Source organism: Ralstonia sp. AU12-08 (assembly GCF_000442475.1).
In the GTDB taxonomy this organism is placed as follows: Bacteria; Pseudomonadota; Gammaproteobacteria; order Burkholderiales; family Burkholderiaceae; genus Ralstonia; species Ralstonia insidiosa.
Window position 1 is genome coordinate 154320 of sequence record NZ_ASZV01000005.1, and the last position, 25745, is coordinate 180064.

A 25745-nucleotide genomic window follows, 5' to 3' on the forward strand; every position below is an offset into this window, starting at 1 on the left:
CGATTGCTGCTTGACATGTTACCGAGCGGTACCTACCATCGCAAGCACGTTGTTACCGGTCGGTAACGAATAGCGCATTGTCGAGCCCACAAGAATCGAACGCCGGAATCGGACGCCCCCATGCAGAGACTTGCCCGCCTCATCGCCCCACGTTTTCACTACAGCTGGATCGCCCTGGCGGTGGTGTTCCTGATCCTGCTGTGCGCGGCCGGCACGCGCGCCACGCCCAGCGTGATGATGCTGCCGCTTGAGCACGAGTTTGGCTGGAGCCGCGGCACGATCTCGCTGGCCATCTCGATCGGCATTGCGCTGTATGGGCTGACGGGGCCGTTTGCGGCGGCATCGATGCAGTACTTCGGTATTCGCCGCACGGTGCTGGTCGCGCTGGCCGTGCTGGTCTCGGGCACGGCGCTCTCGGCGATGATGAGCCAGCCGTGGCAGATGGTGCTGCTGTGGGGCGTGATGGTGGGCGGCGGCACGGGCGTGGCGGCCATCACCTTGGGCGCAACGGTGGTCAACCGCTGGTTCACGAGCCACCGCGGGCTGGCCATGGGCATCCTGACGGCCAGCTCTGCCACCGGTCAGCTCGTCTTCCTGCCGATGATGGCGGCGGTGGTCGAGCGCTACGGCTGGCGCCCGGTGGTGCTGATCGTGGCTGGCGCGCTGACGCTGCTGCTGCCGATCGTTGCGATGCTGCTGCCGGAGTCGCCCAAGAACGTGGGCCTGCGCACCTATGGTGAACCCGCCGATGCACCGGAAGTCGATCAAGGCCCCCGCGCCAACCCAATCGTGCTGGCCATGAACACGCTCGTGCAAGCGGCACGCAAGCGCGATTTCTGGCTGCTGTTCTTCAGCTTCTTCATCTGCGGCGCCAGCACCAACGGCTATATCGGCACGCACTTCATCGCCATGTGTGCAGACCACGGCCTGACCGAGGTCAAGGGCGCCAGCCTGCTGGCCGTCATGGGGATCTTCGACTTGGTGGGGACCACGCTGTCGGGCTGGCTGTCCGACCGCTACAACAGCCGCGTGCTGCTGTTCTGGTACTACGGCCTGCGGGGGCTGTCGCTGATCTACCTGCCGTATGCATTCGGCTTCGAGTTCTTCGGCCTGCCGGTGTTTGCGCTCTTCTACGGTCTGGACTGGATTGCCACCGTGCCGCCGACCGTGCGCCTGACCAACGATGTGTTCGGCAAGGCTGCAGCGCCCATCGTCTTCGGCTGGATCGTTGCTGGGCACCAGTTGGGCGCGGCGTTTGCCACGCTGGGCGCGGGCATGATGCGCTCCACGCTGGGCAACTACACGCTGGCCTCGATGATCTCGGGCGGGCTGTGCGTGGCAGGCGCCTTCCTGGTGCTGCGCATCCACCGTGGCCCCAAGCAGGATGCTGGGCGTGCAGGTCAGCCAGTTACCGCACCCTCGGCGTAATTACGGCTTCAAGAAACCGTACTTGGCCAGCACTGCCTGGCCAGCCGGCGACATCACGAAGGCCACAAACTCGGCCGCCTGCTGCGGCTGCTTCGTGCCGGCCGTCACGGCAATCGGGTAGGTGAGCGGCACGTTCAGCGGCACGGGGCTCGCCACCTTCACCTTGTCGGCAGCGATGGCGGCATCGGTGGAGAACACGAGGCCGGCCTCAACCTCACCGCGCGACACATAGTCCAGCGCCTGGCGCACGTTTTGCGCCAGCACCGCCTTGGCTTCCACCGGCTCCCACAGCTTGGCGGCTTCCAGCGCACGCTTGGCATAGCGGCCCACCGGCACCGACGCCGGGTTGCCGATCGCCACACGCTTCACCTCGGGCTTGGTCAGATCCGTCAACGCGTGCACGGGCACCGTGCCGGTGGTCGGCACGATCAGCACGAGCTGGTTGGCCACGAAGTCATGGCGCGATTTGGTATCAATGGCCTTCTCGTCCACGGCCTTGTTCATCGCTTCCTGGTCGGCAGAGGCAAACACGTCGGCGGGGGCGCCGCGCACGATCTGCTGCATCAGCACGTCCGACGCGCCAAAGTTGAGCACGACCTTGGTGTCCGGATGCTGCGCTTCGTATTGCTGGGCGATTGTCTTGAAGGCGTTGGTCAGGCTGGCGGCGGCCGAGACGACCAGATCAGCAGCGTGTGCCGGCGCGGCCAGGCCCAACGACAGCACGGCAACCAGACCCATGGCGCGCACGTGCGGGCGAAGCGAGAAACGTTGCATGAAAGACCCAGAGGAACGGTGGAAGGATCGCCGTAATATACGAGCCGATATAACGCCTGGTCAACGCGCAGTGACGCATGCCAGGTATCACGCGATGCTCATGGCTGGTTCAGACGCCGCGCGCCGCTTCATCGATGCAATCGGCCAGGCGGCCGGCAATCGGCTGGCGGCTGTGGCGCGGGCGTTCGATCAGGCCGATCTCGCGGGTGAAGGTGTCGTCGCCCAGGCTGATGGCGCGCACGCCGGGCGGCCAGGCGCCCTGTGCAGCGGTCTGCGGGGCAAGTGCCACGCCTTGCCCGCGCGCCACGAGCAGCGTCATGCCTTGCAGCTCGTCGAGTTCGATCACGTCGTGTGTGGTGATGCGCTGATCGCGCAGGAACTGGTCGACGCGGCGGCCACCGAACGAGCGGCGGTCATAGCGAATAAACGGCTGGTGCTCCAGCAAGACGCGCCAGTCGTCGCCGGGCAGGCTGTCAGGCACAAGCAGTACGAAAGGCTCCGCCACCAGCGTGCGCCATTCCAGATCGGCCGGCACCGCAAACGGCGGGCGGATCAGCACGGCCAGATCGATCTCACCCGCGTCCACCAGACCGAGCAGGTCAAGCGACACGCCGGGCAACACGCGCGCGCGGCAGTGCGGGAATTCGGCGCGGAACTGCACCAGCGCATCCACCAGGAACGACGTTTGCGCAGAAGCAATCGCGCCAACGCGAACAAGGCCGCGCTGCTCGCTGCCGCTGGCCTGTTCACCAAGCCGGTCGTACAGGGTGACGATATGCTCGGCCAGCGCCAGCGCATCGCGCCCGGCGGCATTGAGCGTGGCCGAGCGGCCGGTACGGTCAAACAGTTGGAAGCCGAGCGACTCTTCCAGCCGCTGGATCTGCGCGCTCACGGCCGATTGCGTGAGGCCAATGCGCTCGCCCGCGCCCGCAAAGGTGCCGTGCCGGGCAACGGCGATGAAGGTCTTGAGTTCTCGAAGCATGGCGCGCGCAGATCAGAAGAGAACCGCAAGGATACGCGCGCCCCGCCGCCTTACTTGGCAAACAGCGATGCCATATTGGCAAACGCCTTCATCTCCATCGCATTGCCCGACGGGTCGAGGAAGAACATCGTGGCTTGCTCGCCCACCTCACCCTTGAAGCGGATGTGCGGCTCGATGATGAAGTCGATGCCGGCGGCGCGCAGCTTGTCGGCGGCGGCTTCCCACTCGGCCATGGAAAGCACCACGCCAAAGTGGCGCACCGGCACGTTGTCGCCATCGACGGCGCTGGTCTGGCGGTGGCCGACTTCGTCCGGCGCGAGGTGGGCGACGATCTGGTGGCCATAGAAGTTGAAGTCAACCCAGTCCGGCGAGCTGCGTCCCTCAGGACAACCGAGGATGTCGCCATAGAACGCGCGCGCGGCGGCAATGTCGTGCACGGGGAAGGCCAGATGGAATGGGGCAAGCACAGGCCGGACGTCGCTTTGGTCGCTCATGGTATGGGGCTATGGATCTTGAATGGTTGGAATCAGGCGGCGCCGGCACGCAGGAGGGGGGGCCACCCACGCACCAGGCCACGCGAACGAGTCTATGCGCATCCATTCATCCATAAAAGCGATGTTTTTTTGCACTGAGCACCATAAATTTCGATGAATCAGGCAAAAAAGAAGCCGCACAACGGCGGCGAAAGAGACACACGGTAGGCGCACCTGCATGGGCAGCAGGCACGCGAAGGAGGAAAGATCAGGCGAAAACGAAAGGCGTGATGGCTGCCTCAACCTGTGCCAGCGGCAGGCGCACGGTGCACACGGTGGCGTCGCCCGGCACGGCGGCGACACGGAAACCGGCGTCGCGCGCCAAGCCGATCATGCGACGGTTGGTGGAGAGCACTTCGCCAAAGACTTCGCGGGCGCCGGACACACGCGCCGCGCGTACCAGCGTGGCGAACAGGCGTCGGCCCACGCCCTTGCCCTGCCATGCATCGGCCACCAGCATGGCGAACTCGGCCACGCCGTCTTCAATGACGAAGCGGCCATCGGCAATCAGGTTTTCGCCGGTGCCGTCTGCGCGGGCCACGCTCACGACCAGCGCCATGTGGTTCACGTAATCGATTTGCGTGTAGGCGGCGAGCATCTCGTCGGACAGCCGCCCGCCGCCCACCAGGAACCGCGCATAGCGCGACTCAGACGACAACCCCTCGACCAGGGCGGCCTCCAGTGGCGCGTCTTGCGGCAAAATCGGGCGCACGGTAGCGATGGAGCCGTCGTGCATGGTCCAGCGGTCGATCCATTCGGCGGGATAGCGGTAGATGGTGTAAAGCATGGGGATCTCCTCACGCGATGGATCGTCTTATGGCTGCCAGCGCGGGATCACCACCTGACTTTTCAATTTGAACCTAGATTAGCAGAAACCCTAACTTTTGCAAGTAAAGTCAGAATTGACTATGATTTTGGTATGAAAATCCCGGAACCCTTCCCCGTCCCTGCAGCGTCCGCGTTGGTAACGTCGATGGAGGAGCCCTGCTCGATCGCGGCGGCGGTATCGATCGTCGGCGAGAAGTGGACGCTGCTCGTGCTGCGCGAAGCGTTCTCAGGTGTGACGCGGTTCGATGAGTTCTTGCGCCGTACGGGATGCTCGACGGCGATCCTGTCGTCACGGCTCAAGGCGCTGGTGGCGTACGGCATCCTGCGCCGCGTGCCTTACCAGGAGCCGGGCGACCGCGTGCGCGATGCGTACCGGCTCACGCGTGCGGGCGTCGATCTGCTGCCCGCCATCGTGGCGCTCATGCAATGGGGCGACCGCTATCTCACCCCCGATGGTGAAGGCCCGATGCTGCTGCGCGACCGCGAAAGCGGCACGCCGATCCATGTGGCGCTGGTCAACGCGCTGGGCGAACCGGTGGCGCCCAAGAACTCGATGCGCGAGCCGAACCCGCGTTACAGCCATGGCAAGCATCCGCCGGCGAATGACGCCGACACGCCAGTGGCCAACGGCTAACGAACGGGTAACAAGCGGGTAACACACAACTTTACACGCTAACCAAAACCCCCTATCGTCGCGTATGGACGGGCGTACGCCCGGCTTTTTGTCGTCTTTTTCTAAAGTCATCCCGCACTTGGTCGTTCTCTCCTAACGACCACCCTTTCCGATCTCGACCTCGCCGCACACGCACGGACCCACGACCGCCATGCCCGATGCCGTGGTACCGCTCTACCACCAGATCTACGTTGTCCTGCGTCAGCAGATTCTCGAAGGCAAATTCGGGGATGGGCCGATGCCGGGCGAGATCGAACTCGCCCGTCAGTTTGGCGCGTCACGCGTCACGATGCGGCGCGTGTTCGACTATCTGGTCAAGGAAGGTCTGGTGCGGCGCCACCGCGGCATGGGCACCTTCGTGGTCAAGCCCGATGACCCGCTGGTGATGGGCGGCGGGCAGACGCTGCTGCAGAACATCATCGACGTGGGCGAGCGCACCTCCGCCGTCGTCGTCGAATTTGAAGACGTGCTGGCCCCGCCCGACGAGGCCAAGTGCCTGGACCTGGCCCCCGGCACGCCGATCAAGAAACTCGTGCGCGTGCGCCATCTGGAAGACACACCCATGGCGCTCATCACCACGTGGCTGCCGCTGGACGTGACCAGCAAGCTCACGCTGGAGCGGCTGGCCAACCAATCGCTGCTGCGGCTGATCGAGGCCTCTGGCGTGCGGATTGATCGCGCATCGCAGGTGGTCTCCGCACGGCTGGCGGACGTGGCGACGGCGCAGTACCTGGACGTGTCCGTCGGCGCGCCGCTGCTGTCGGTGCAGCGCATCGTGCGTGAGATGAGCGGGCGCCCGGTGCAACTGCTGCAGGGCCTGTACCGGCCCGACCGCTACGAATACCGCATGGAACTCTCGCGCGTGGGCGAAGACCGTGCCCGCCTGTGGATCGACAACGCCGGCCACGACGTGCAGGGCGGCCACAGTGAAGACGTGGAAGACGCCTCCCCCGCGTCGGCCACCCCCGCCAGCACGCGCGCCTGATTCACGCGCGCCTGATTTCCTGGTCGGATCTGGCCGACATCACCGGCAACGGGGTTATTCCGCCGTCAGCAATCTCAAAGGAAAGTTGCTAGGATCGCCGCTTCGCTGCGATGCAGCAACCTTCTGCATGAGGTTCCCATGTCGGCCTCGCCTGCGCCCCCCACGCCCCCCGCCTCCACTGCAACCGCCGCGACTGCCGCCTCCCATGGCGACACGCAAGGGCTGATCCGCCTGCTCACGGCCGGTGCCGGCATCAGCGTAGCGTGCATCTACCTGAACCACCCGCTGCTCGGGCTCATCAGCCGCGACCTCGCCATCGCGCCACACGCGCTGGGCGTGCTGCCCACGCTCACGGCGGCCGGCTACGCCAGCGGCATCTTCTTCTTCGGCCCGCTGGGGGACCGCTACGACCGCCGCCTCGTCATCCTATGGAAGGCAGTGCTGCTCACGCTCGCGCTCATCGGCAGTTGCCTGGCACCCAACCTGCCGCTGCTGGCAGCGTCCGGCTTTGTGATCGGGCTGTCGGCCACCATCGCGCAGGACTTCGTGCCCAGCGCCGCCGCCATCAGCACAGACCTGAACCGCAACCGCAACATCGGCACGGTGATGACGGGGCTGCTGATCGGCATCGTCAGCTCGCGCGTGTTCAGCGGCATCGTGGCGGATCACTTTGGCTGGCGTGCAGCGTTTGGCGTGTCGGCCGTGGCGATTGTCGGGCTGGCGATTGCCGTGCGCGCATCCCACTTTGGTGTGGCGCCGGCCACGCGGCAACCGTACTTCACGCTGCTGCGCTCGCTGGGTACGCTGTTCATGCAGCATCCACGGCTGCGGGCGTCGGCACTCACGCAGGCGTTCATCGGCATTGCGTTTTCCGGGTTCTGGTCAACCGTGGCGCTGCATCTGACAAGTTCGCTCGGGCTGTCGACCGGGCAAGCCGGTCTGCTGGGGCTGGCGGGCGCGGCGGGTGCGCTGGGCGCGAGCATCGCCGGACGCCTATCGGGCCGCGTCGCGCCAGGCCATATCGTCGTGGGCGGTGCGCTGCTGATGGCGGTGACGTTTGCCACGATGACGCTCTTTCCACACTCGCTCATCGCCATCGTGATCGGTACGCTGCTCTTTGATGTGGGCGTGCAGGCGGCACTGGTCTCGCACCAGACCATCATCTATGCGCTCGCGCCCGAAGCGCGCAGCCGGATCAACGCGGTGTTCATGACCTCGCTGTTCATCGGCATGTCGGTGGGGGCCTACGGCGCCAGCCTGGCGTGGACCAGCGCGCGCTGGTCGGGGCTGATGACGTTCTGCGCGGTGGCGTCGCTCGTAGCGCTGGTGCTGCGGGTGGTGTTCAACGCGCGGCAAGGGGCGCGCTGACAAACACGCATGCACGCACGAGTACGGGCAGCACTTGCCGATGTCATCATCTGTGAACTATAGTTTACAGGTTGATTTGTGGTGCCTAGCATGCCCGCATGCTGACGATCCGCACCACCGAAGTGTTCGATGCCTGGTTCGCGAAGCTGCGTGACAAGACTGCGCAGCGGCGCATCCAGGTGCGCATCGACCGTCTGCAACTGGGCAATCCGGGCGATGCGAAGGCGGTGCGCGATGGCATCGGTGAGCTTCGGATCGATCATGGCCCCGGCTATCGCGTGTATTTCGTACAGCGTGGCGCGGTGCTGATCATCCTGCTTTGCGGCGGCGACAAGTCGACACAGGAAGCGGACATCCGGCGCGCGATCGACTTGTCGCGCCATCTCGACGTGGAGTAATCATGCCGACCGACAAATCTGTCAAAACCCGCCTCTGGGACTCTGCCGAACACCTCAAAACCGAGGCCGACATGGCCGAGTATCTCGACGCCTGCCTCGAAGAAGCCGGCGATGACCCCGCCTTCATCACGCACGCGCTGGGCGTGGTTGCTCGTGCACGCGGCATGACGCAACTCGCGCGTGACACTGGCATGACACGTGAAGGCCTCTACAAAGCACTGTCGGAAGAAGGCAATCCAAGCTTCGCCACCGTGCTCAAGGTCATGCGTGCGTTGGGTATTCGGTTACACGCTGTGCCAGCCTGAATCGCCAAAGCGTACCCGTTTCTGCGTAGCCAAAAACCGCTGGAAGTGCCCTGTTTCGCGCACTTCCGGCAACGTGCCATATCCCCCAATCGGGGCAATTCCGGGGCGCGGCAATCCGTCACTTGTCGCTACAATTCTGAGGTCCGGCTTAGACCCAGCCAAAGCCGCTCCACAAGAACATTCACCAGAGACGCTCCCATGGACATCACAGCCACCCAGCAAGCCGCCGACCCACATGACACCCGGCGCCGCATCCTTGCGATCGTCGGTGCATCGTCGGGCAACCTGGTCGAGTGGTTCGACTTCTACGTCTACGCATTCTGCTCGCTGTACTTCGCGCCGGCGTTCTTCCCCAAAGGGGATCCGACAACGCAGTTGCTGAACACGGCCGGCGTGTTTGCAGCAGGCTTCCTGATGCGGCCGATTGGCGGCTGGCTGTTCGGCCGCATTGCCGACCGGCACGGCCGGCGCACGGCCATGATGATCTCGGTGCTGATGATGTGCGGCGGCTCGCTGCTGATCTCGGTCTTGCCCACCTATGCACAGATCGGCGCACTCGCACCGTTCCTGCTGCTGGTGGCACGCCTGTTCCAGGGCCTGTCGGTGGGCGGGGAATACGGCACCAGCGCCACGTACATGAGCGAAGTGGCACTGGCCGGGCGACGCGGCTTCTTTGCCTCATTCCAATACGTGACGCTGATCGGCGGTCAGTTGGGCGCGGTGCTCGTGCTGGTGATCCTGCAGCAGTTCCTGAGCACCGCTGAAATGGAAGCCTGGGGCTGGCGCATTCCGTTTGTGGTGGGTGCACTCACTGCGTTGATTGCGCTGTATCTGCGCAAATCGCTGCACGAAACGCAGACCACCGCATCGCGCAAGGCAGAGGGCGCAGGCACGATCCGCGGCGCGTGGAAGCACAAAGGCGCGTTCCTGCGCGTGATCGGCTTTACCGCCGGCGGCTCGCTGATCTTCTACACGTTCACGACGTACATGCAGAAGTACCTCGTCAACACAGCTCACATGGACAAGAAGACCGCCTCCAACGTCATGACGGTGGCGCTGTTCGTGTACATGGTGCTGCAGCCGGCGTTCGGCGCGCTGTCCGATCGCATCGGCCGCCGCAATTCGATGCTGCTGTTCGGGGCGCTGTCGGTCATCGGTACGGTGCCGCTCATGAACGCGCTGGCTACGGTGTCAAGCCCGGTCGCTGCATTCGGCCTGATCACGGTGGCGCTGGCCATCGTCAGTTTCTATACGTCGATCAGCGGTCTGATCAAAGCCGAGATGTTCCCGCCGGAAGTGCGCGCCATGGGCGTGGGCCTGTCGTATGCGATTGCTAATGCGGTGTTTGGCGGCTCGGCCGAGTATGTGGCGCTGTGGTTCAAGCAGGCCGGCAGCGAATCGACGTTCTACTGGTACGTGACCGCGCTGTGCGCCGTGTCGTTCATCGTGACGTACTTCATGCCTGACCCGAGCAAGGAAGGGTATCTGCGGCACGAACCTTGATGGCACTTCACGGACTTCAACGCGAAGGCACGCTTGTCGTGGCGTCGCTGCCATGTTCATGCTGAAGAATTTCGTACTTGCAGTACTCCTTTGCGGCGTTTTCTTTGCCGGCAAGGTGGCTTCTGCGCAGCCGCAGAAGCCACCGGAGCCAGCGCTGATGGTCCACTTCGATTACTACCCGAAGGACCACCCGCTCATTCGTGCGCTGGAACAGCGGTTGCAAAAGGCGATCCAGCGGGCGGGCGCCGGCGAACTCGGCGAGACCGAACTCCACCTCGATGGCAATGAGGGCTATTTGTATATGTATGGCCCCGATCCCGATCGACTCTATGGCGTGGCGAAACCCATCCTGAAGTCATCCACACTGATGACGGAAGCGGAAATCACGAAGCGCCACGGCAACCGCAAAGAGACATTCGTGATGCGCCGGGACGGCGTGCAATAACACCAACGGTGGTTGCGTGGCTGAGGTGCCCGAAGCCTGGCGACCATGCTCAGTCCGGCACCACCGCCGTCACCTCGATCTCCACCTTCGCCCGATCTTCCACCAGCGCCACCACCTCCACCGCGGTCATGGCAATGCTGAAGCTGCCAATCAACTCGCGGAAAGCCTGGCCGATTTCCGGGTACGCGGCCACGTAGGCCTTCTTGTCGGTCACGTACCAGGTCATGCGCACGATGTGCTCGGGCTTGGCGTTGCCCGCCGCCAGCACCTCGACAATGTTCTGCAGCGCCTGGCGTACCTGGCCGGCAAGGTCATCCGTATGGAACACGCCCTGCGCATCCCAGCCGATCATGCCGGCCACGAAGACCATGCGACCGCTTGCGGACACGCCGTTGGCATAACCTTTCGGACGCGGCCAGCCGGGGGGGAGGAGTACTTCCATGATGCGGTTCCTTCTAGTTCGATTTCTACTGTTGAACGCGCGCCTCGATTGCCTGCCGCACATCCTGCGGCACCGCAATCGCGCGATGCGTATTGAGATCGGTAAACACCAGCACCTGCTGTGAGCGCACACGCTGCTCATCACCGGCCCAGCAGTCGAGCGACAGCGACAGCGATTTGCCACCCAGCCGGTCCAACTTCAGCTTGAACTGCACATCGTCGCCCATGCGGCTGATGGCGCTGAACTCGCAATGCAGCTTGACGATGGGCAGGCCGATGCGGCGCGGGCCCAGCATGTTGGCATACGAGATGCCCAGGCCATCGGTAAACCAGTCTTCGACCAGCCCGTTGAACAGCACGAGGTACTGCGGAAAGTACACAATGCCGGCCGGGTCACAGTGGCCAAAGCGGATGCGCGCAGTGCGCTCGAAGTGATACGTCATGATTTGGTGTTCTCGCGCAGGCGATAGCGCAGCAACTTACCCACTTCGCTGCGCGGCAGTGCAGCGCGAAACTCGATGGCACGTGGGTACTTGTACGGCGCCACCGTCTGCTTCACAAAATCCTGCAGCGTCTTGACCATCTCCGGCCCCGGTTCGTGGCCAGGATGCAGCACCACAAAGGCCTTGACGATCTGGCCGCGCTCCTCGTCCGGCACGCCGATCACGCCGCACTCGGCCACGGCCGGATGCTGCATCAGCGCATCTTCCACCTCGGGCGAGGCGATGTTGTAGCCCGACGAGATGATCATGTCGTCGGTGCGCGAGTGGTAGTGGAAGTAGCCTTCCTCGTCCATCACGTAGGCATCGCCCGTGAGGTTCCAGCCGTCGCGCACGTAGGCGCGCTGGCGGTCGTCGGCCAGGTAGCGGCAGCCAGTCGGGCCTTGCACGGCCAGACGGCCGACGGTGCCCGGCGGCACGGTGTTGCCTTGGTCGTCCACCACGCGGGCGACGTAACCGGGGACGGCCTTGCCAGTGGCGCCGGGGCGCACGTCGGCATCCGCAGCGGAGATGAAGATGTGCAGCATCTCCGTCGCGCCAATGCCGTCGATCAGTTCGATGCCGGTGGCGTTCTTCCACAGCGTGCGCGTGGCCACGGGCAGTGCTTCCCCAGCCGATACGCAGCGGCGCAGCGGCGTGGCACGCAGCTCATCCCCACGCGCGGCAATGTTGCGGTACGTGGTGGGCGCGGTGAATAGCACCGTCGCGCCAAAGTTGCGGATGCCCTCCACCAGATCGTTCGGGGATGCCTTCTCCAGTAGCACCGTCGACGCGCCCACGCTCATTGGAAACAGCAGCAGGCCGCCCAGCCCGAACGTGAACGCCATGGGCGGGCTGCCGATGAAGATGTCATCCGCACGCGGTTTGAGCACGTGTGGCGGCCAGCATGCGCAGATCGCCAGGATGTCGCGGTGGAAATGCATCGTCGCTTTCGGCACGCCAGTGGTGCCCGAGGTGAAGGCGAGCAGGCAGGTGTCATCGGCCGCCGTATCGACGTTGGTGAAGATGGCCGGCTGGCGCGCCATGGCCGCTTCCAATCCTTCCGGCGTGTCATCGTGGAAGCACAGCACCTGCACCGGCTTGGCCGCCTGCGCGACAGCATCCCGCAGTTCATCGAACAGCCGCGCATCGCACAGTGCAAAGCCGATCTCACCCTTGGCGATGATCTGCCCCAGTTCCTTCGCGCGCAGCAACGGCATGGTCGCCACGGCAATCGCGCCCACCTTCATCACCGCAAACCAGCACGCCGCCAGCATCGGGCTGTTGGGCGAGCGCAGCAGCACGCGGTTGCCCGGCACCACGCCCATCTCATTCACCAGCACGTTAGCAATGCGGTTGGCGTGCTCCTGCAGATCGGCGTAGGTCCAGCGGATACCACCGGGCGCCTGGATGCAGAGGCGGTCGCCCTCACCCGCCGCAACGCGTTTGTCGAGCAATTCGGTCGCGCAGTTGAGCTGCGCCGGAAACTGCAGCGATGGCAGATCGAAGCGATACACCGGTTGCTGCTCCGCCGGCGGCAGTCGGTCGCGGGCGAAGGTGTCGATATGGGCGCTGGGCATGGCGAGCTCTCCGTCTCTGAAACGTATCAGTGCGCTGCGGGCGTGGCGGTGCGCAAGAGTTCGCGCGCGATGATGAGTTGCTGCACTTCGGTCGCACCTTCATAGATGCGCAGCGAGCGGATTTCGCGGTACAGACGCTCGACCGGCTGCTCGCTCACCACGCCCAGGCCGCCCCACATCTGCACGGCGGCGTCGATCACTTGCTGTGCGTTCTCGGTAGCGGTCAACTTGGCCATGGCCGCTTCGCGCGTGACGTTGCGGCCCTGATCACGCTGCCAGGCGGCGCGATAGGTCAGCAGCGCAGCGCTGTCGATGGCGGTGGCCATCTGCGCGAGCTTGGCCTGCGTGAGCTGGAAGTCCGCCAGCACGCCGCTGAACATCTTGCGGGTGGTGGCGCGCGTCAGTGCCTCATCGAGCGCGCGGCGCGCAAAGCCCAGTGCGGCTGCCGCAACCGACGTGCGAAACACATCCAGCGTGCGCATGGCGACCTTAAAGCCCTCGCCCGCCGCGCCCACGCGCTGGCTGGCCGGGATGCGGCAGTTGGTAAAGCGCAGGCGTGCGAGCGGGTGCGGCGCGATCACGTTGATGCGCTCGGCAATCTCAAAGCCTGGCGTGCCAGCCTCAACAATGAACGCGCTGATGCCGCGCGATCCCGGTGCCTCGCCCGTTCGGGCAAACACGACATAGAAATCCGCAATACCGCCGTTGGAGATCCACGTCTTCTCGCCGTCGAGCACGTAGTCGGTGCCATCTTCGCGTGCGGCGCAGGCCATGGCGGCCACGTCGGAGCCGGCGTCGGGCTCGGACAGTGCGAATGCGGAGATCGCCTCCCCACGCGCCACCTTCGTCAGATAGCGCTCACGCTGCTCGGGCGTGCCGTGCAGCGAGATCGCACCCGAGCCCAGCCCCTGCATCGCAAACGCAAAGTCGGCCAGGCCGGAATGGCGGGCCAGCGTCTCGCGGATCAGGCAAATGGCGCGCGTGTCGATGGTCTCGCCCGCACCACCGTTGGCCGTGCCGCCCACCGCATGGCGCAGCCAGCCGCCTTGGCCGAGCAGCTTTACCAGCGCACGGCATTCGGCATCCACATCAGCGCCGTGGTCGTGCGGGATATGCTTTGTGGCCCACGCATCCAGCTCGGCTTCAAGCTGACGGTGCTTGTCATCAAAGAACGGCCACTGCAGGTAGTCCTTGTCGCTCATGTCAGTTGCCCTCGAATACCGGTTTTTGCTTGGCGACGAACGCGTGGTACGCCCGCGAGAAGTCTTCGGTCAGCATGCAGATGGCCTGCGCTTGCGCCTCGGCCTCGATCGCCTGCTCGATCGTCATCGTCCATTCCTGATGCAGCATGGTCTTGGTGATGCCGTTGGCGAAGGTGGGGCCGGCGGCCAGGTCGGCAGCCAGCGCTTGCGCTTGGGTCAGCACCTCAGCGGGGTCACACAGGCGGTTGAAGAAACCCCAACGCTCACCCTCTTCACCGCTCATCGAGCGGCCGGTGTACAGCAGTTCGCTCGCGCGGCCCTGGCCGATGATGCGCGGCAGGATGGCGCACGCGCCCATGTCGCAGCCCGCCAGGCCGACGCGATTGAAGAGGAAAGCCGTCTTGCTGCGTACGGTGCCCAAGCGCAGGTCCGATGCCATCGCCAGGATGGCCCCGGCGCCCGCGCACACACCGTCAATCGCGGCAACGATCGGCTGGGGACACGCCCGCATCGTCTTCACCAGCTCGCCCGTCATGCGCGTGAACATCAGCAGCTCGGGCGCCTTCAGTTGCACGAGCGGGCCGATGATCTCGTGCACATCACCGCCGGAGCAAAAGTTGTCGCCGGCGCCCACGAGCACGATGGCCTTTACGTCATCCGCCCATTTGAGTTGGTGGAACAAGTCGCGCAGCTCGGCATACGAATCGAACGTGAGCGGGTTCTTGCGCTCGGGCCGGTTGAGCGTGATGGTGGCGACACCGCCCTGCACGCTCCACAGAAAGTGCTTGGCCTGATAGCCCGCGAGCGGGCGGCGGTTGCCGGCCAGCAGGGCCGGATCAATGCGGTCGGTCATGGTTGGATCGAGTTCGTTCAAGGTTGATCTTCGCGGGCGTCGAGCTCGGCTTCGCGCTCGGCCAGATGCATGCGCAGCCTGCCGAGTTGCGCATACAGTGCGTCTTTATTCGAAGCGCCCAGGCCGTCGAACATCTCGATCAGCCAGCGTTCGTGTTCAGCGGCCATCTCGGCAAAGTTGCGGCGGCCGGCCTCGGTGAGCGACACGCGGAAAGACCGGCGGTCGTCCGGATCAGGCTCGCGCTTGACCAGCCCCTCCTTCTCCAACTGGTCGGTCAAGCCGGTGACGTTGCCGCCCGTCACCATCAGGTAGCGCGACAGCACGTTCATGCGCATGCCGTCCGGATAGCGGTCAAGCTGCGCCAGATAGTCAAAGCGCGGCAACGTGGTGTTGAAGCGCGTGCGCAGGCGCTGGCGGATCTGCTGTTCGATCTGCGTGCTGCACGCGAGCAGGCGAAGCCAGATTTTTACATCGATGTGGTCATCCACATGCGCACGGGCTTCCAGGCCGATGTGCTCGTCGCCCAGCGCCTGCGCCACGGCGTGGTAGCCGGACGCACGCGTGGCCAAAACGGTTTTGCGTGGCTTGCTCACATGACCTCCCCGCCGGACACCGAGATGGCCTGCCCGGTGATGGACGACGCGCCTTCGGAGCACAGCCACACCACGGCGTTGGCCACTTCATCAGGCGAGATCAGCCGGCCTTGCGGGTTGCCCTTGGTCAGCTCGGCGCGTGCCTCTTCTGCGCTACGGCCGGTGCGGGCGACGATGCGATCGATGCTCTCGCGCACGATGTCGGTTTCCGTATAGCCAGGGCAGACCGCATTGACGGTGACGCCGCGCGCCGCCAGCTCCAGCGCCAACGAGCGCGTGAGGCCGATCACCCCATGCTTGGCCGCCACATACGCCGACACATACGCATAGCCGCGCTGCCCCGCCGTGCTGGCGATGTTGACGATGCGGCCACGGCCCGAGGCCTGCACATCGGCCAACGCCGCTTGTGTGCAGAGGAACGTGCCGGTCAGGTTGACGGCCAGCATGCGCTGCCATTGGTCGAGCGTGGTCTTGGCGAACGATGCGCTCTCCGCCTGCCCCGCGTTGTTGACGAGGATGGAGATGGCGCCAAGGCCAGCGCGTGCCGACTCGAAGGCCGCCGACACGCTCGCCGCATCCGTCACGTCGCACGTGACGACCTGCGCGCGGGCGCTGTCGGGCAGCGTCTTGGCCGTCGCCTCCAGCACAGCAGCGTTTCGACCCATCAGCGTGAGCGTGGCGCCTTGCGCGGCGAGTTGCGCAGCAATGGCCGCGCCAATCCCCCGGCCGGCTCCGGTGACGACAGCGTGTCGCCCTTCAAGCATCGCCATCTCAAACCCCCTGCATGCGGTTGGCCTGCTCCAGCGGAGACAACCCCGCCGCCTGCGCCGCCATCGCGCGTTCACGTTCGAGATTGCGCTCGAGTTGCAGCTTGCCCGCGCGGTACTGCTTCGGCCAAGGCATATCGAGGTAACCGATGCGTGCGGCTTCGTTCAGCGTCCAGGCCGGGTTGGCCAGATGCGGGCGCGCTACGGCACACAGGTCCGCACGGCCGGCGGCGATGATGCTGTTGACGTGGTCCGCCTCGGAAATCGCGCCCACGGCAATCGTGGCGATGCCCGCCTCGTTGCGCACGCGGTCGGCAAACGGCGTCTGGAACATGCGGCCGAACACCGGCTGCTCCTTCTTGCTGACCTGGCCCGACGAACAATCGATCATGTCCGCGCCCGCTGCCTTGAAGATGCGCGCAATGGCCACCGCATCGTCCGGCGTGATGCCGCCTTCCACCCAGTCGTGCGCAGAGATCCGCACCGACATCGGCTTGGTGCTCGGCCACACCTCGCGCACCGCATGGAAGACTTCCAGCGGAAAACGCAGGCGGTTTTCCAGCGAGCCGCCGTACTCATCATTGCGCTGGTTCGTCAGCGGCGAGATGAACGACGACAGCAGATAGCCGTGCGCGCAGTGCAGCTCCAGCCAATCGAAGCCGGCCTCCGCCGCTAGGCGTGCCGAGTGGACGAAGTCATCACGCACGCGGTCCATGTCGTCGCGCGTCATGGCGTGCGACCACTGGCTCACGCCATCCAGATACTGCTGGGGCGATGCGGAGATGAGCGGCCAGTTCTGCCCCTCGTCCAGCGGCAGATCGATGCCCTCCCACGCCACGCGCGTCGATCCCTTGGCGCCCGCGTGGCCCAACTGGATGCCGAGCTTCGCATCGCTGTTGGCATGCACGAACTGGACGATGCGCGCCCAGCCGTCGCGCTGGTCGGTGTTCCACAAACCCGGGCAGCCCGGCGTGATGCGCGCGTCGGGCGACACGCAGGTCATCTCGGCCATCACCAGCCCGGCGCCGCCCATGGCGCGCGCGCCCAGGTGCACGAGGTGGTAGTCGGCGGGCTGGCCGTCTTCGCACGAGTACTGCGCCATCGGTGATACGACAACGCGGTTCTTGAGCGTGACGCCGCGCACCGTGAACGGCGTGAACATCGGCGGCACGGGGCCATGCTCGGGCGCACGCGGCGCGCCCGCCTGCTCGGCAATCCAGTCTTCAAACTGTTCGAGATACCGCTTGTCGCGCTGGCGCAGGTTTTCGTGGCTGATACGCTGGCTGCGCGTGAGCAGCGAATACGCAAACTGCTCGGTCGGCAGGTTGGCGTAGCGGTCGACGTTTTCAAACCACTCGGTCGAGTTGCGCGCCGCGTTCTGGATGCGCAGCACCTCTACGCTGCGCACGGCTTCGTAGTGTTCGAGCGCGTCTTTCAGGTCGCCGGGGTATTGGCCGATGCTGCGCGCCAGCTCAATCGAATCTTCCAGCGCGAGCTTGGTGCCCGAGCCGATCGAGAAGTGCGCCGTGTGCGCGGCATCGCCCATCAGCACCACCGGCGTGTTGTGCGCGTTGGTGTGCACCCAATGCCTGCATACCACGCGCGGAAAGCGAATCCACTGCGCCGAGCCACGCAGGTGCGTGGCGTTGGAGATCAGCTTGTTGCCATCCAGGTACTTGGCGAACAGGCGCTCGCAGTAGGCGATGGCGTCTTCCTTCTCCATCGTCTCCAGCCCGGCCGCGCGCCACACCTCTTCCGGCGCCTCGACGATGAAGGTGGAGGTTTCGTCGTCAAAGCGGTACGCATGCGCCTGGAACCAGCCGTGCTCGGTCTGTTCAAACGCAAACGTGAAGGCCTCGAACAGCTTGTGCGTGCCCAGCCAGACAAAGCGGCAGCGGCGCGTGTCGATATCGGGTTGATACGTGGCGGCGTACTTGGTGCGGATGCGGCTGTTCAGGCCATCGCTGGCGATGATGAGGTCGGCGTCGGCATAGGCCGTGTCATCCTGCACATCGGTTTCAAAGACGAGCTTGACGCCCTCTTCTTCGCAGCGCGCCTGCAGGATGTTCAGCAGGCGCTTGCGCCCGATGCCGCAGAAGCCGTGCCCACCCGAGCGCACCACCTGGCCACGGATGTGGACTTCAATGTCGTCCCAGTGGTTGAAGGCGTCGAGGATCTGCGCGGCGCTCTTCGCGTCGGCGCGCTGCAGGTTGCCCAGCGTCTGGTCCGAGAAGACCACGCCCCAGCCGAAGGTGTCATACGGCCGGTTGCGCTCCACGACGGTGATGTCGTGTGACGGGTCCTGCAACTTCATCAGCAGGGCAAAGTACAGGCCAGCCGGCCCACCACCAATACAGACGATCTTCATGACAACGGCTCCGCGTTCGATGCGGTGTTACATTAGTCATGAATAGTTTAGTTGTAAAGTAATTTGGCAAATCAGCGCCCCCGGGGTTTACACCAAAGGGGCGGCGCTGGGTGCACTCCAGGGCATGGCGGGCAGTTCAGGCAAGGCGCTGCCGGAAGAACGCCAGAATCTCGTCGCGGGCGGCTACCGTAGGTTCTCCGGCGGCGTCGATCAGGTGGGCAGTGACCACGCTGTGCGGACACGGCACATGCTGCGCAAAGAACGGTGGCGGGCTCGGGTGCGCGGCGCTGTCGGGCAGCACACGCGCCACGAAACGATCACCCAGCGCCTGCGCATACGCAGCAAACCGCTGCGCACGGCAGAAGCGGTCGCCTTCAAACCGGTAGGCCAGCACGGTCAGGTCTTCGCGCTCCAGCCGCTGGCGCACGGCGGCCACCTCCTCTGGGGCAATCTCGATCCCGCCCGGCTCGTTCAACGGCAACGATGGCTGACACAGCACCGGCGCCAGCATGGCGGGCTCGAGCATCATCGTCAGCGCAAAATTGCCGGTGAAGCACATGCCGATGGCGCCCACGCCGGGGCCGCCGCACTCTGCGTGGGCCAGCCGCGCCAGCGCGCGCAGCCACTGCGTGACCGGGCTTGACTGGTTGGCCGCAAACGCGCGGAACTCCGCACTCACGCACGCGTGGCGGAAGACCTCTGCACCCGCGTCCGCCTCGGGCACCGCACCATCGCGCCCGAACAGCGACGGCATGTAGACCGTCAGCCCCGCATCGCACACCCAGCGCGCAAACCGCGCCACGTGCGGGCTGATGCCGGGCATCTCGGCCATGACGATCACGCCTGGGCCGGTGCCGCCCACGTACACGGTTTTGGTAGTGCCATCCAGCGTGACCTGGCGGCGCGTGAAGTCTTCCAGGCGGTCGTCTTCTTGCGGGTGGTGGCGTGTCATGCGCGGGCTCCGTTGGTGTGGTCAGGGTTGGGCAACCAGGTGTTGAAGATGCGCATAACCGGCGGCCCTGACGAAATCAGGCAGCGCCCACAAGGCGCCGTTCACGCCCCACGTGCCATCGGCTACGTCGCGCAACATCACAGACGTCACCACGCGCCGGCCATCGGCTGCGGGCAGCATCTGTGCAAACGCCTCGTGCATCTGGTGCACGAACAGGGCCCGTGCGGCGGCATCCAGCACACCCGCCGGCACATGGGCGATGGCCAGGCACGGCACGATGTGCGCGGACATATCGGTACCACCGCACCACCATGCGCCCGCGGGCGCTTCTTCAATCACCACCCAGGTGGTCGCGCGGCTGCGCGGGTCATCGGCAATCTGCTCGGCCTGCGCGGCGGCATGGGTGATGCGGCGGGCGAGCGCGGTGCGTGCGTCGCCATCAAACGTGTCGGCGGGAATCTTGACGAGGATGTTGGGCATGTGAACCGTGGGTGCAGTGGACATGCCTCCATTGAACGCCCGGAGCCGCTAGACTGGCAGTGTCGATTTCGACATCTTTCGGGCAACTTTGGTCATGGCGGATTTCACCATCCTCGTCCTCTCCGGCGCGTATGCCACCAGCGTGGCGGCCACGCTGGATGTTCTGCAGGCGGCGTCGACGCTCGCACCACGCGTGAAGGCGGCACGCCCAACGTGGCGCGTGCTGTCGGCAGACGCACCCAGCGTACGACTGAGCAGCGGCATGCAGATCGACGCAGCGGCCTTGCCCAAACGGCCCCGGCCCGACAGCAGCACGTGGGTCGTGCCCGGGCTCGGCATTGACGATGCCGGTGCCCTGGCCGCACGCCTGGCGCGTGACGATGCCCAGCGGGCAACACACCACTTGGCCGCCCATGCCGCAGCAGGCGGCCACGTGGCGGCATCGTGTTCTGCGGTGTTTCTGCTACAGGCGGCCGGGCTGCTGCCAGAGCGCCGTGTGACGACCTCTTGGTGGCTGGCCGCCACGTTGCAGCAGTTGGAACCCGCATGCACGGTCGATGCGGATCGCATGGTCTGCGCCGATGGCCCCGTCAGCACCGCCGGTGCCGCCTTCGCGCAGACTGATCTGATGCTGCACCTGCTGCGCACACGCTTTGGCGTGGCGCTGGCCGATGCCGTGGGGCGTGTGCTGCTGATCGACGGCCGCCACGCGCAGGCGCCGTTTGTGGTGCCTGCCATGCTGGCCAACGGCAACGCACTCGTCGGCCGGCTGGTGGCGCGCATTGAAGCCGCCCTGCCCAATCCGCCCAGCGTGCAGGCGCTGGCCGATGAATTTGCCATGTCGCAACGCACGCTGTCGCGCCACGTGCAGGAAGCCACGGGCAGAAGCACCCTGGCGCTGGTGCAGAGCGTGCGTCTGAACCGCGCCCGCATGCTGATCGAATCCAGCCGCATGACCATCGACCGCGTGGCCGAGGCCGTGGGTTACGAAGACGCCACCGCGCTGCGGCGCCTGATGCGCAAGGTGTCGGGTGCCAACCCCAGCCAGTACCGGGCTGCATCCTAGTGTTACAGGCCGTTACACAAGAACCCGCCGCACTTTAATTTTCGTTTAAGACTTTGCCCCTAACTTGAACACGTCGCATCCACCCAAATAGGAACAAGCGCCATGTCCCCGCAAGAACAGCAAGCCCTGGAAAACTTCCTGGCCCAACTGACGCAAGCCCGCGCCGGGGCAAAAGACCCGCAGGCCGAAGCCCGCATTCTGGAAGCGGTCGCCCGCCAGCCGGATGCCGCCTACCTGCTCGTGCAGCGCGCCATGCTGCTCGACCACGCGCTCGCATCAGCCCAGGCGCAGATCGCCGCGCTGCAGAACCAGTTGCAGGCCGCACAGGCCGGCCGCAGCACCTCGTTCATGGATTCGGCCAACAACTGGGGCAGCCACGCCACCAGCGCCGCACCCAACCCTGCATACGTCCCGCAGCAGGCCGCCCCCATGCAGATGCCGCAGCAGGCCCAACCAGTACAACAGGCTCCGGCACAACCCGTGCGCTCGGGCTTCTTCAGCGGCGGCCTGGGCAGCACACTGGGCAGCGTGGCCACCACGGCAGCCGGCGTGGCCGGCGGCGCGCTGCTGTTCCAGGGCATTGAGAACATGTTCCACCACAACAGTGGCGGTGGCGGCTTCTTTGGTCAGCAGCCGTTGATGGGCGGCACCACGGAAACGGTGATCAACAACTACTACGACAGTGACAGCGGCAATAGCAATGGCAACACAGCGTCGCGTGACGACAGCCTCGGACTGGTCGACGATAGCGACCTGGGTGGCAGTGACTATTCGGATGATGATTCGACGTTGATCTAGGCAAACAAAAGGCCCTTCTTCGATTCCCCACGGTGTCAGTGACCTGCCAACTGGGTCATCTGCCGTACCAAGAAGTGTCCGATGCGCATCCGAGAAAGTGCAAAAGCCCGCGTGGTGCAAGCTTCGCGGGTTTTTTGTTGTCCACGGTAATGCCAAAGGACGCCCGCCCCAATCCCAACATCACTGAGGGCTTAAACGGGGACAACATTCCGCGCCTGGCGACGCCCTCAATCGGGGTTGGCCCTCTTACCCCTAGGCGACGTCCGTGCCGTCAACGCTGCCGGCAATTACAGCTGGGGGCCGTTTGATGGGCGTGGCGGTTCACTACTGGTCGTTTCCCGCAACCGACCGTGCTCTCGCACACGCGTTTGGAACGCATGACTTCACACATCTCTACTAGTTGATACGGACGAGACGTCTGAGCATCAAGGTTTCTCCTCGCCACGCCGTTATTCCCTTGCATATCAGTAGAACGCAAAGGGACCCCCATGAAGCGGGTATCTATGATCGGTGCAGCCTGTGCTGTTCTGTTTCTCTTCGGATGTGGCGGCGGTAGCGAGGTGGCGACAACCACGGCAACACAGTCCGTACCCGCTGCGGCCACGCCGGCTACGACGGTGAGCAAGGTCGTACTCGGGTACGTGCTCAATACCACGGCCTCGTTGACCTCTGCCATGAGTGCCACCACCCCCGTGAATACGGTGTCGATCGACGTCCTGCGTGCGTCCGCCAACGGCGATCTCACTGGAACGCTGCCATCGGGCCTATTGGTGAACAACCGCGCGGCGGGCAAGGGTTCGTACGCGTGTATCACCAACCACGGAGCGGCGGGATTCGACCCCGATATCGGCCATGCCGCGCTGGTGACCAATCGCGCCGCCACGCTGCAGAACATTGTGACGCTGGCGCGCACGCAAGGTCTGTCCGGTATCAACCTCGACTTCGAAGGTCTATACCCGGCTGACCGGGCCGCCTACAGCAGCTTTGTGGCGGACTTGGCGGCGCAACTCCACGCGATCGCATCCAAGCTCATCCTCAGCGTGCCACCCAAGCAGGCCGATACGGCCAGCAATACCTGGACATGGCCGTACGATTTTGCGTCGATCGGCCAATCTGCCGACTTCATCCAGGTGATGACCTACGATCAGCATTTCACCGGAAGCGCCCCGGGCCCGGTTGCCGGCATCGACTGGATGCAGACCGTGCTGCAGTACGCGACGAGTGTGGTACCGGCAAGCAAGGTGCTGCTCGGCCTGCCCGCCTACGGCTACGACTGGAACCGGACCGCAAACACTGGTGTGTCCGTGGCTTTCAAGGACATGCAGACCCTCATTGCTTCAACGAATGCTGTGCCACAGTGGGACACCGTCAACCAGTCCGCCCACTTCAACTACGTCGCGAGCGACGGCAGCACCCATGAAGTCTGGTACGAAACGTCGCAAGGACTTCAAGCCAAGGCGCAACTGGCCAACACGCTCGGCTTGGCCGGCGTGTCAGTCTGGGTGCTGGGCAGCGAAGACGCGAGCTTCTGGACGGGCATCTCTGCCGCGTTGAAATAGTTCTGGCGCGAGAGCGGGGAGCGGGCCTTGCGCTCCGGCGACGCGCGCCCCATTAAGCAACGTCGAATGTGCGCAGCACAACAAGCGTCGTCAAGCACGAATCCACGACAAACCAGAGTCGGAGCGCGCCCACTAAGCATCGCGAAACGTTTTGCTCAAGGTTAGGTTGACGGATGTTCCACCGTCATCGTGCGCGACAACGCTGCGCTCCATCACAGCATCACGAGGAAACCCGAGACCGTTCAGGAATTGCGGTCCAACCAGCCCTTCAAGTATTGCAAACGGGCCTGCGAGCCAATGAGTTGCGCCTCTGCTGAGATTCGTTCCACCTTCATCGTGCGCTGTACGCGCAGGCCCTCTTCAGTGTCAATTCCTTGCAGGCGCTCCAGCGTGGAATTGGCCAGCGCTGTACGTTGCTCCAAGGTGGAGACATTCATGGCTTCGCCGGCTGCCAGACCGGCGACCGTGTTCTTTGCACGACGTAGGCCCTGTACGCTGGCATCGTGCTGCTCGTTGAGCAACTGTTCGGTGAGCGCCGCCACCTTCCCGGCAGCCCGGTCAGCAGCCGGCTTACCCAAATTGAACGTGGCCTGTACAGCGACAAAGCCTTCGCGTTGGCCATTGGCCCGGAAGTCACTGCGCATACCCGCAGCCAGCGACACATCCCATCCCGATTGAACAATGATCTTGCTGCTGAGCGCGGCGATTTCGCTCCGGGCTGCCACTGAGGCAATCACCAAGTCGTTGAGTGGCTCATCAATGGGGGGCAGCAGGCCTTGCAGCTGGCTCCGACGCTTGGCGAGACTGACCAGTTCGCCGCGCAGGCGGTCCGCCTGGTCAAACGCTTCCTTCACATCAGTCAGACGCGCCGAGCGTGCGGCCAGCATGGCTTGTTCCTTCTGGACGTTGTTTTCGGCCTGCTCCAGCGCCTGCTTCAGCAAGGGCTCCATGGCATTGAGTGCCACGAGATCGGCGCGCAGCTCGACATTCGCCGCTTGTTCAGCCAACCGGTTCTCGAGGCGATAAGCATCGCATTGGGCCTGCGCCAACTGCCGGACTACGCGCGCCTGTCGGTGTTTGGAGAGCGATTTGCGTACGCCGACGGCAATGGTGTGGATCCCTGTATTTGGGTCGCCAATGTTCGTGAAGGCCTCGGCGGAACCCAGCAGTTCGCTTTGCACTTCTGCTTGCGCCTGGTTCAATGCGCAGAATGTGTCACTCTCACCCGCAACTGCCATGGTGGCAAACAGCGTGGCTGCAGCTGCCACGATCGCCTGAATCGCCTGAATCGCCTTGCTCATTTTGTTCTTCTCGTTGGTCGCGATTACAGGATCAGAGGACGGCCACCAAAGAACAGTACTCGCTCTTTGGCGGCGGCTTCGTCGGTCAACTCAAGGTCGACCAAGAACCCGCGAATATCACGTTGAAACACCGGATGACGGCCTTTCTCCTCATCCTGGGTCACCGCCCTGACCACACCCACCTTGGAGCACAGCAAAACTTCGAGGAAGCACGAATACACTGGAGCGCCAACCGCTACCGACTCTTCATTCTCGTAGGGAACGAAAGCGAACTGGTGCACGGCCTGGGCACCGTAGGCAGCTAGGTAATAGGGGCTGCTCGTCAGCTTCTCCAGGAATGTCTCCAGCTCCTTACGCTCAGCTGTATTGACTGCGGTTTCCGCGTCGAGGTCAGCCAGTTTCAGCTCGGCTTCGGTCAGTTCACGCTTGAGGACACTCAGACGAGCCAAGCTTTCGAGGGTCTTGGGGGACGTTGCAGCACCGTCGATGGTCCGGATGCCGTAGTTGAGCTCACTCATTCGAGACTCCAGCGAGACTGTGTCGATGAGGCCGGTGTTCAGCAAAATCTCAGCAGACACAATCTGGGAGCGAGCACGAGCGGCGGCCTCCTCAGTAATCAAGCCGGCGTTCAGGTTTTTGTCGATGGACTCGGCCAGCACTCGATTGGCCTTCACAACCTCAGCCGATTTAGCATCCACACTGCGCTTCTCCCCAGCCAGTCGGCCCAGCTTTCCAGTCAAAGCTTGGTCAACCCGCTTTTGTACTTGCAGCGACTCTTCATAGCGCGCAGCGAGATCAATGAGCCATTCCTTCTGCTTGATGAGGGCGGTGCGGGCTTTTGCAGCGCTGTTCAGCTTGAGCTTCAGCGTATCAAGTGCTTGCCGCGCCCGGAACACGTCCGCAGTCATCGACACGATGCGGGGGCTTGATTTGGACATGATGACTGGAGCCCCCCAGCTTTTGTTGACCCCGTATATAAACACCATGCCGAAGTAGCAAGCCGCAGCGAGCAGCACCGACGCCAAAATGAGGACGGCCAACCAACGATAGCCCTTAACAAAAAATTTTTGGAACAGCGTCATTT

Annotated in this window: 27 protein-coding genes; 11 read left to right on the forward strand and 16 right to left on the reverse strand. The window is 64.3% G+C overall.

Annotated features, from left to right (window positions below):
- Window positions 1–120: 120 nt before the first annotated feature.
- On the forward strand, window positions 121–1428 hold the full coding sequence (locus C404_RS33655) for an MFS transporter (protein ID WP_021193097.1): 1308 nt from the start codon (window positions 121–123) through the stop codon (window positions 1426–1428).
- Here the strand turns inward: C404_RS33655 and modA are convergent, their stop codons facing one another.
- The 4 genes from modA to C404_RS33675 form a co-directional block, all read right to left on the reverse strand.
- Window positions 1429–2202 carry a molybdate ABC transporter substrate-binding protein gene (gene modA, locus C404_RS33660; RefSeq protein ID WP_021193098.1) on the reverse strand — a complete coding sequence of 258 codons (774 nt, stop codon included), beginning with the start codon at window positions 2200–2202 and terminating at the stop codon, window positions 1429–1431.
- A gap of 109 nt (window positions 2203–2311) precedes the next feature.
- The gene (locus C404_RS33665) at window positions 2312–3184 is read right to left on the reverse strand and encodes a LysR family transcriptional regulator (RefSeq protein WP_021193099.1); all 873 of its coding nucleotides are present in this window, start codon (window positions 3182–3184) and stop codon (window positions 2312–2314) included.
- A gap of 50 nt (window positions 3185–3234) precedes the next feature.
- Window positions 3235–3678 (reverse strand): VOC family protein, encoded by a 444-nt coding sequence (locus tag C404_RS33670; protein WP_021193100.1) that lies wholly within the window; start codon window positions 3676–3678, stop codon window positions 3235–3237.
- 247 nt (window positions 3679–3925) lie between these two features.
- Complete coding sequence (locus tag C404_RS33675) at window positions 3926–4504, reverse strand: GNAT family N-acetyltransferase (protein ID WP_021193101.1); 579 nt, start codon at window positions 4502–4504, stop codon at window positions 3926–3928.
- A gap of 132 nt (window positions 4505–4636) precedes the next feature.
- On the opposite strand from C404_RS33675, the gene C404_RS33680 reads away from it, so the two are divergent.
- The 7 genes from C404_RS33680 to C404_RS33710 all read left to right on the forward strand — a co-directional run bounded on the left by C404_RS33680 (window position 4637) and on the right by C404_RS33710 (window position 10222).
- Window positions 4637–5179, forward strand: a complete 543-nt coding sequence (locus tag C404_RS33680) for a winged helix-turn-helix transcriptional regulator (RefSeq protein WP_031328796.1) — start codon at window positions 4637–4639, stop codon at window positions 5177–5179.
- 190 nt (window positions 5180–5369) lie between these two features.
- Window positions 5370–6203, forward strand: a complete 834-nt coding sequence (locus tag C404_RS33685; protein ID WP_021193103.1) for a GntR family transcriptional regulator — start codon at window positions 5370–5372, stop codon at window positions 6201–6203.
- A 138-nt stretch (window positions 6204–6341) separates the two neighbouring features.
- Window positions 6342–7571: an MFS transporter gene (locus C404_RS33690; RefSeq protein ID WP_021193104.1), complete on the forward strand. Its 1230-nt coding sequence runs from the start codon at window positions 6342–6344 to the stop codon at window positions 7569–7571.
- Window positions 7572–7669: 98 nt separating this feature from the next.
- Window positions 7670–7969, forward strand: a complete 300-nt coding sequence (locus C404_RS33695) for a type II toxin-antitoxin system RelE/ParE family toxin (protein WP_021193105.1) — start codon at window positions 7670–7672, stop codon at window positions 7967–7969.
- Window positions 7970–7971: 2 nt separating this feature from the next.
- The gene (locus C404_RS33700; protein WP_021193106.1) at window positions 7972–8274 is read left to right on the forward strand and encodes an addiction module antidote protein; all 303 of its coding nucleotides are present in this window, start codon (window positions 7972–7974) and stop codon (window positions 8272–8274) included.
- A gap of 198 nt (window positions 8275–8472) precedes the next feature.
- Window positions 8473–9777 carry an MFS family transporter gene (locus C404_RS33705; RefSeq protein WP_021193107.1) on the forward strand — a complete coding sequence of 435 codons (1305 nt, stop codon included), beginning with the start codon at window positions 8473–8475 and terminating at the stop codon, window positions 9775–9777.
- A 52-nt stretch (window positions 9778–9829) separates the two neighbouring features.
- Window positions 9830–10222, forward strand: coding sequence for a hypothetical protein (locus C404_RS33710; RefSeq protein WP_021193108.1), 393 nt, complete (start codon window positions 9830–9832; stop codon window positions 10220–10222).
- 49 nt (window positions 10223–10271) lie between these two features.
- On the opposite strand, the gene C404_RS33715 is transcribed toward C404_RS33710, so the two are convergent.
- The 10 genes from C404_RS33715 to C404_RS33760 all read right to left on the reverse strand — a co-directional run bounded on the left by C404_RS33715 (window position 10272) and on the right by C404_RS33760 (window position 19961).
- On the reverse strand, window positions 10272–10664 hold the full coding sequence (locus C404_RS33715) for a RidA family protein (RefSeq protein ID WP_021193109.1): 393 nt from the start codon (window positions 10662–10664) through the stop codon (window positions 10272–10274).
- A 25-nt stretch (window positions 10665–10689) separates the two neighbouring features.
- On the reverse strand, window positions 10690–11106 hold the full coding sequence (locus C404_RS33720) for an acyl-CoA thioesterase (protein WP_021193110.1): 417 nt from the start codon (window positions 11104–11106) through the stop codon (window positions 10690–10692).
- Window positions 11103–12722 (reverse strand): AMP-binding protein, encoded by a 1620-nt coding sequence (locus C404_RS33725; RefSeq protein WP_021193111.1) that lies wholly within the window; start codon window positions 12720–12722, stop codon window positions 11103–11105. The genes C404_RS33720 and C404_RS33725 overlap by 4 nt, the downstream gene beginning before the upstream one ends.
- Before the next feature lie 26 nt (window positions 12723–12748).
- On the reverse strand, window positions 12749–13924 hold the full coding sequence (locus C404_RS33730) for an acyl-CoA dehydrogenase family protein (RefSeq protein WP_021193112.1): 1176 nt from the start codon (window positions 13922–13924) through the stop codon (window positions 12749–12751).
- Between the two features lies 1 nt (window position 13925).
- Entirely contained in the window at window positions 13926–14777 is an 852-nt protein-coding gene (locus C404_RS33735; RefSeq protein ID WP_021193113.1) for an enoyl-CoA hydratase family protein, read from the reverse strand.
- Between the two features lie 17 nt (window positions 14778–14794).
- The gene (locus tag C404_RS33740; protein ID WP_021193114.1) at window positions 14795–15370 is read right to left on the reverse strand and encodes a MarR family winged helix-turn-helix transcriptional regulator; all 576 of its coding nucleotides are present in this window, start codon (window positions 15368–15370) and stop codon (window positions 14795–14797) included.
- Entirely contained in the window at window positions 15367–16140 is a 774-nt protein-coding gene (locus C404_RS33745) for an SDR family NAD(P)-dependent oxidoreductase (RefSeq protein WP_031328798.1), read from the reverse strand. The genes C404_RS33740 and C404_RS33745 overlap by 4 nt, the downstream gene beginning before the upstream one ends.
- Window position 16141: 1 nt before the next feature.
- Entirely contained in the window at window positions 16142–18505 is a 2364-nt protein-coding gene (locus C404_RS33750) for a bifunctional salicylyl-CoA 5-hydroxylase/oxidoreductase (protein WP_021193116.1), read from the reverse strand.
- Between the two features lie 136 nt (window positions 18506–18641).
- The gene (locus C404_RS33755) at window positions 18642–19457 is read right to left on the reverse strand and encodes a dienelactone hydrolase family protein (protein WP_021193117.1); all 816 of its coding nucleotides are present in this window, start codon (window positions 19455–19457) and stop codon (window positions 18642–18644) included.
- Window positions 19458–19478: 21 nt separating this feature from the next.
- A complete protein-coding gene (locus C404_RS33760; protein ID WP_232317434.1) occupies window positions 19479–19961 on the reverse strand; it encodes a tautomerase family protein in 483 nt (160 codons plus the stop codon).
- Between the two features lie 70 nt (window positions 19962–20031).
- Here C404_RS33760 and C404_RS33765 point away from each other — a divergent pair, with 70 nt between their 5' ends.
- The 3 genes from C404_RS33765 (at window position 20032) to C404_RS33775 (ending at window position 23360) form a co-directional block, all read left to right on the forward strand.
- Complete coding sequence (locus tag C404_RS33765; protein WP_021193119.1) at window positions 20032–21003, forward strand: GlxA family transcriptional regulator; 972 nt, start codon at window positions 20032–20034, stop codon at window positions 21001–21003.
- Window positions 21004–21105: 102 nt separating this feature from the next.
- A complete protein-coding gene (locus C404_RS33770) occupies window positions 21106–21801 on the forward strand; it encodes a DUF2076 domain-containing protein (protein WP_021193120.1) in 696 nt (231 codons plus the stop codon).
- A gap of 488 nt (window positions 21802–22289) precedes the next feature.
- Window positions 22290–23360, forward strand: a complete 1071-nt coding sequence (locus C404_RS33775) for a glycosyl hydrolase family 18 protein (protein WP_080981216.1) — start codon at window positions 22290–22292, stop codon at window positions 23358–23360.
- 242 nt (window positions 23361–23602) lie between these two features.
- On the opposite strand, the gene C404_RS33780 is transcribed toward C404_RS33775, so the two are convergent.
- Both C404_RS33780 and C404_RS33785 read right to left on the reverse strand, forming a co-directional pair.
- Complete coding sequence (locus C404_RS33780) at window positions 23603–24661, reverse strand: hypothetical protein (RefSeq protein ID WP_021193122.1); 1059 nt, start codon at window positions 24659–24661, stop codon at window positions 23603–23605.
- Between the two features lie 23 nt (window positions 24662–24684).
- Complete coding sequence (locus C404_RS33785; protein ID WP_021193123.1) at window positions 24685–25743, reverse strand: hypothetical protein; 1059 nt, start codon at window positions 25741–25743, stop codon at window positions 24685–24687.
- Between the last annotated feature and the right edge of the window lie 2 nt (window positions 25744–25745).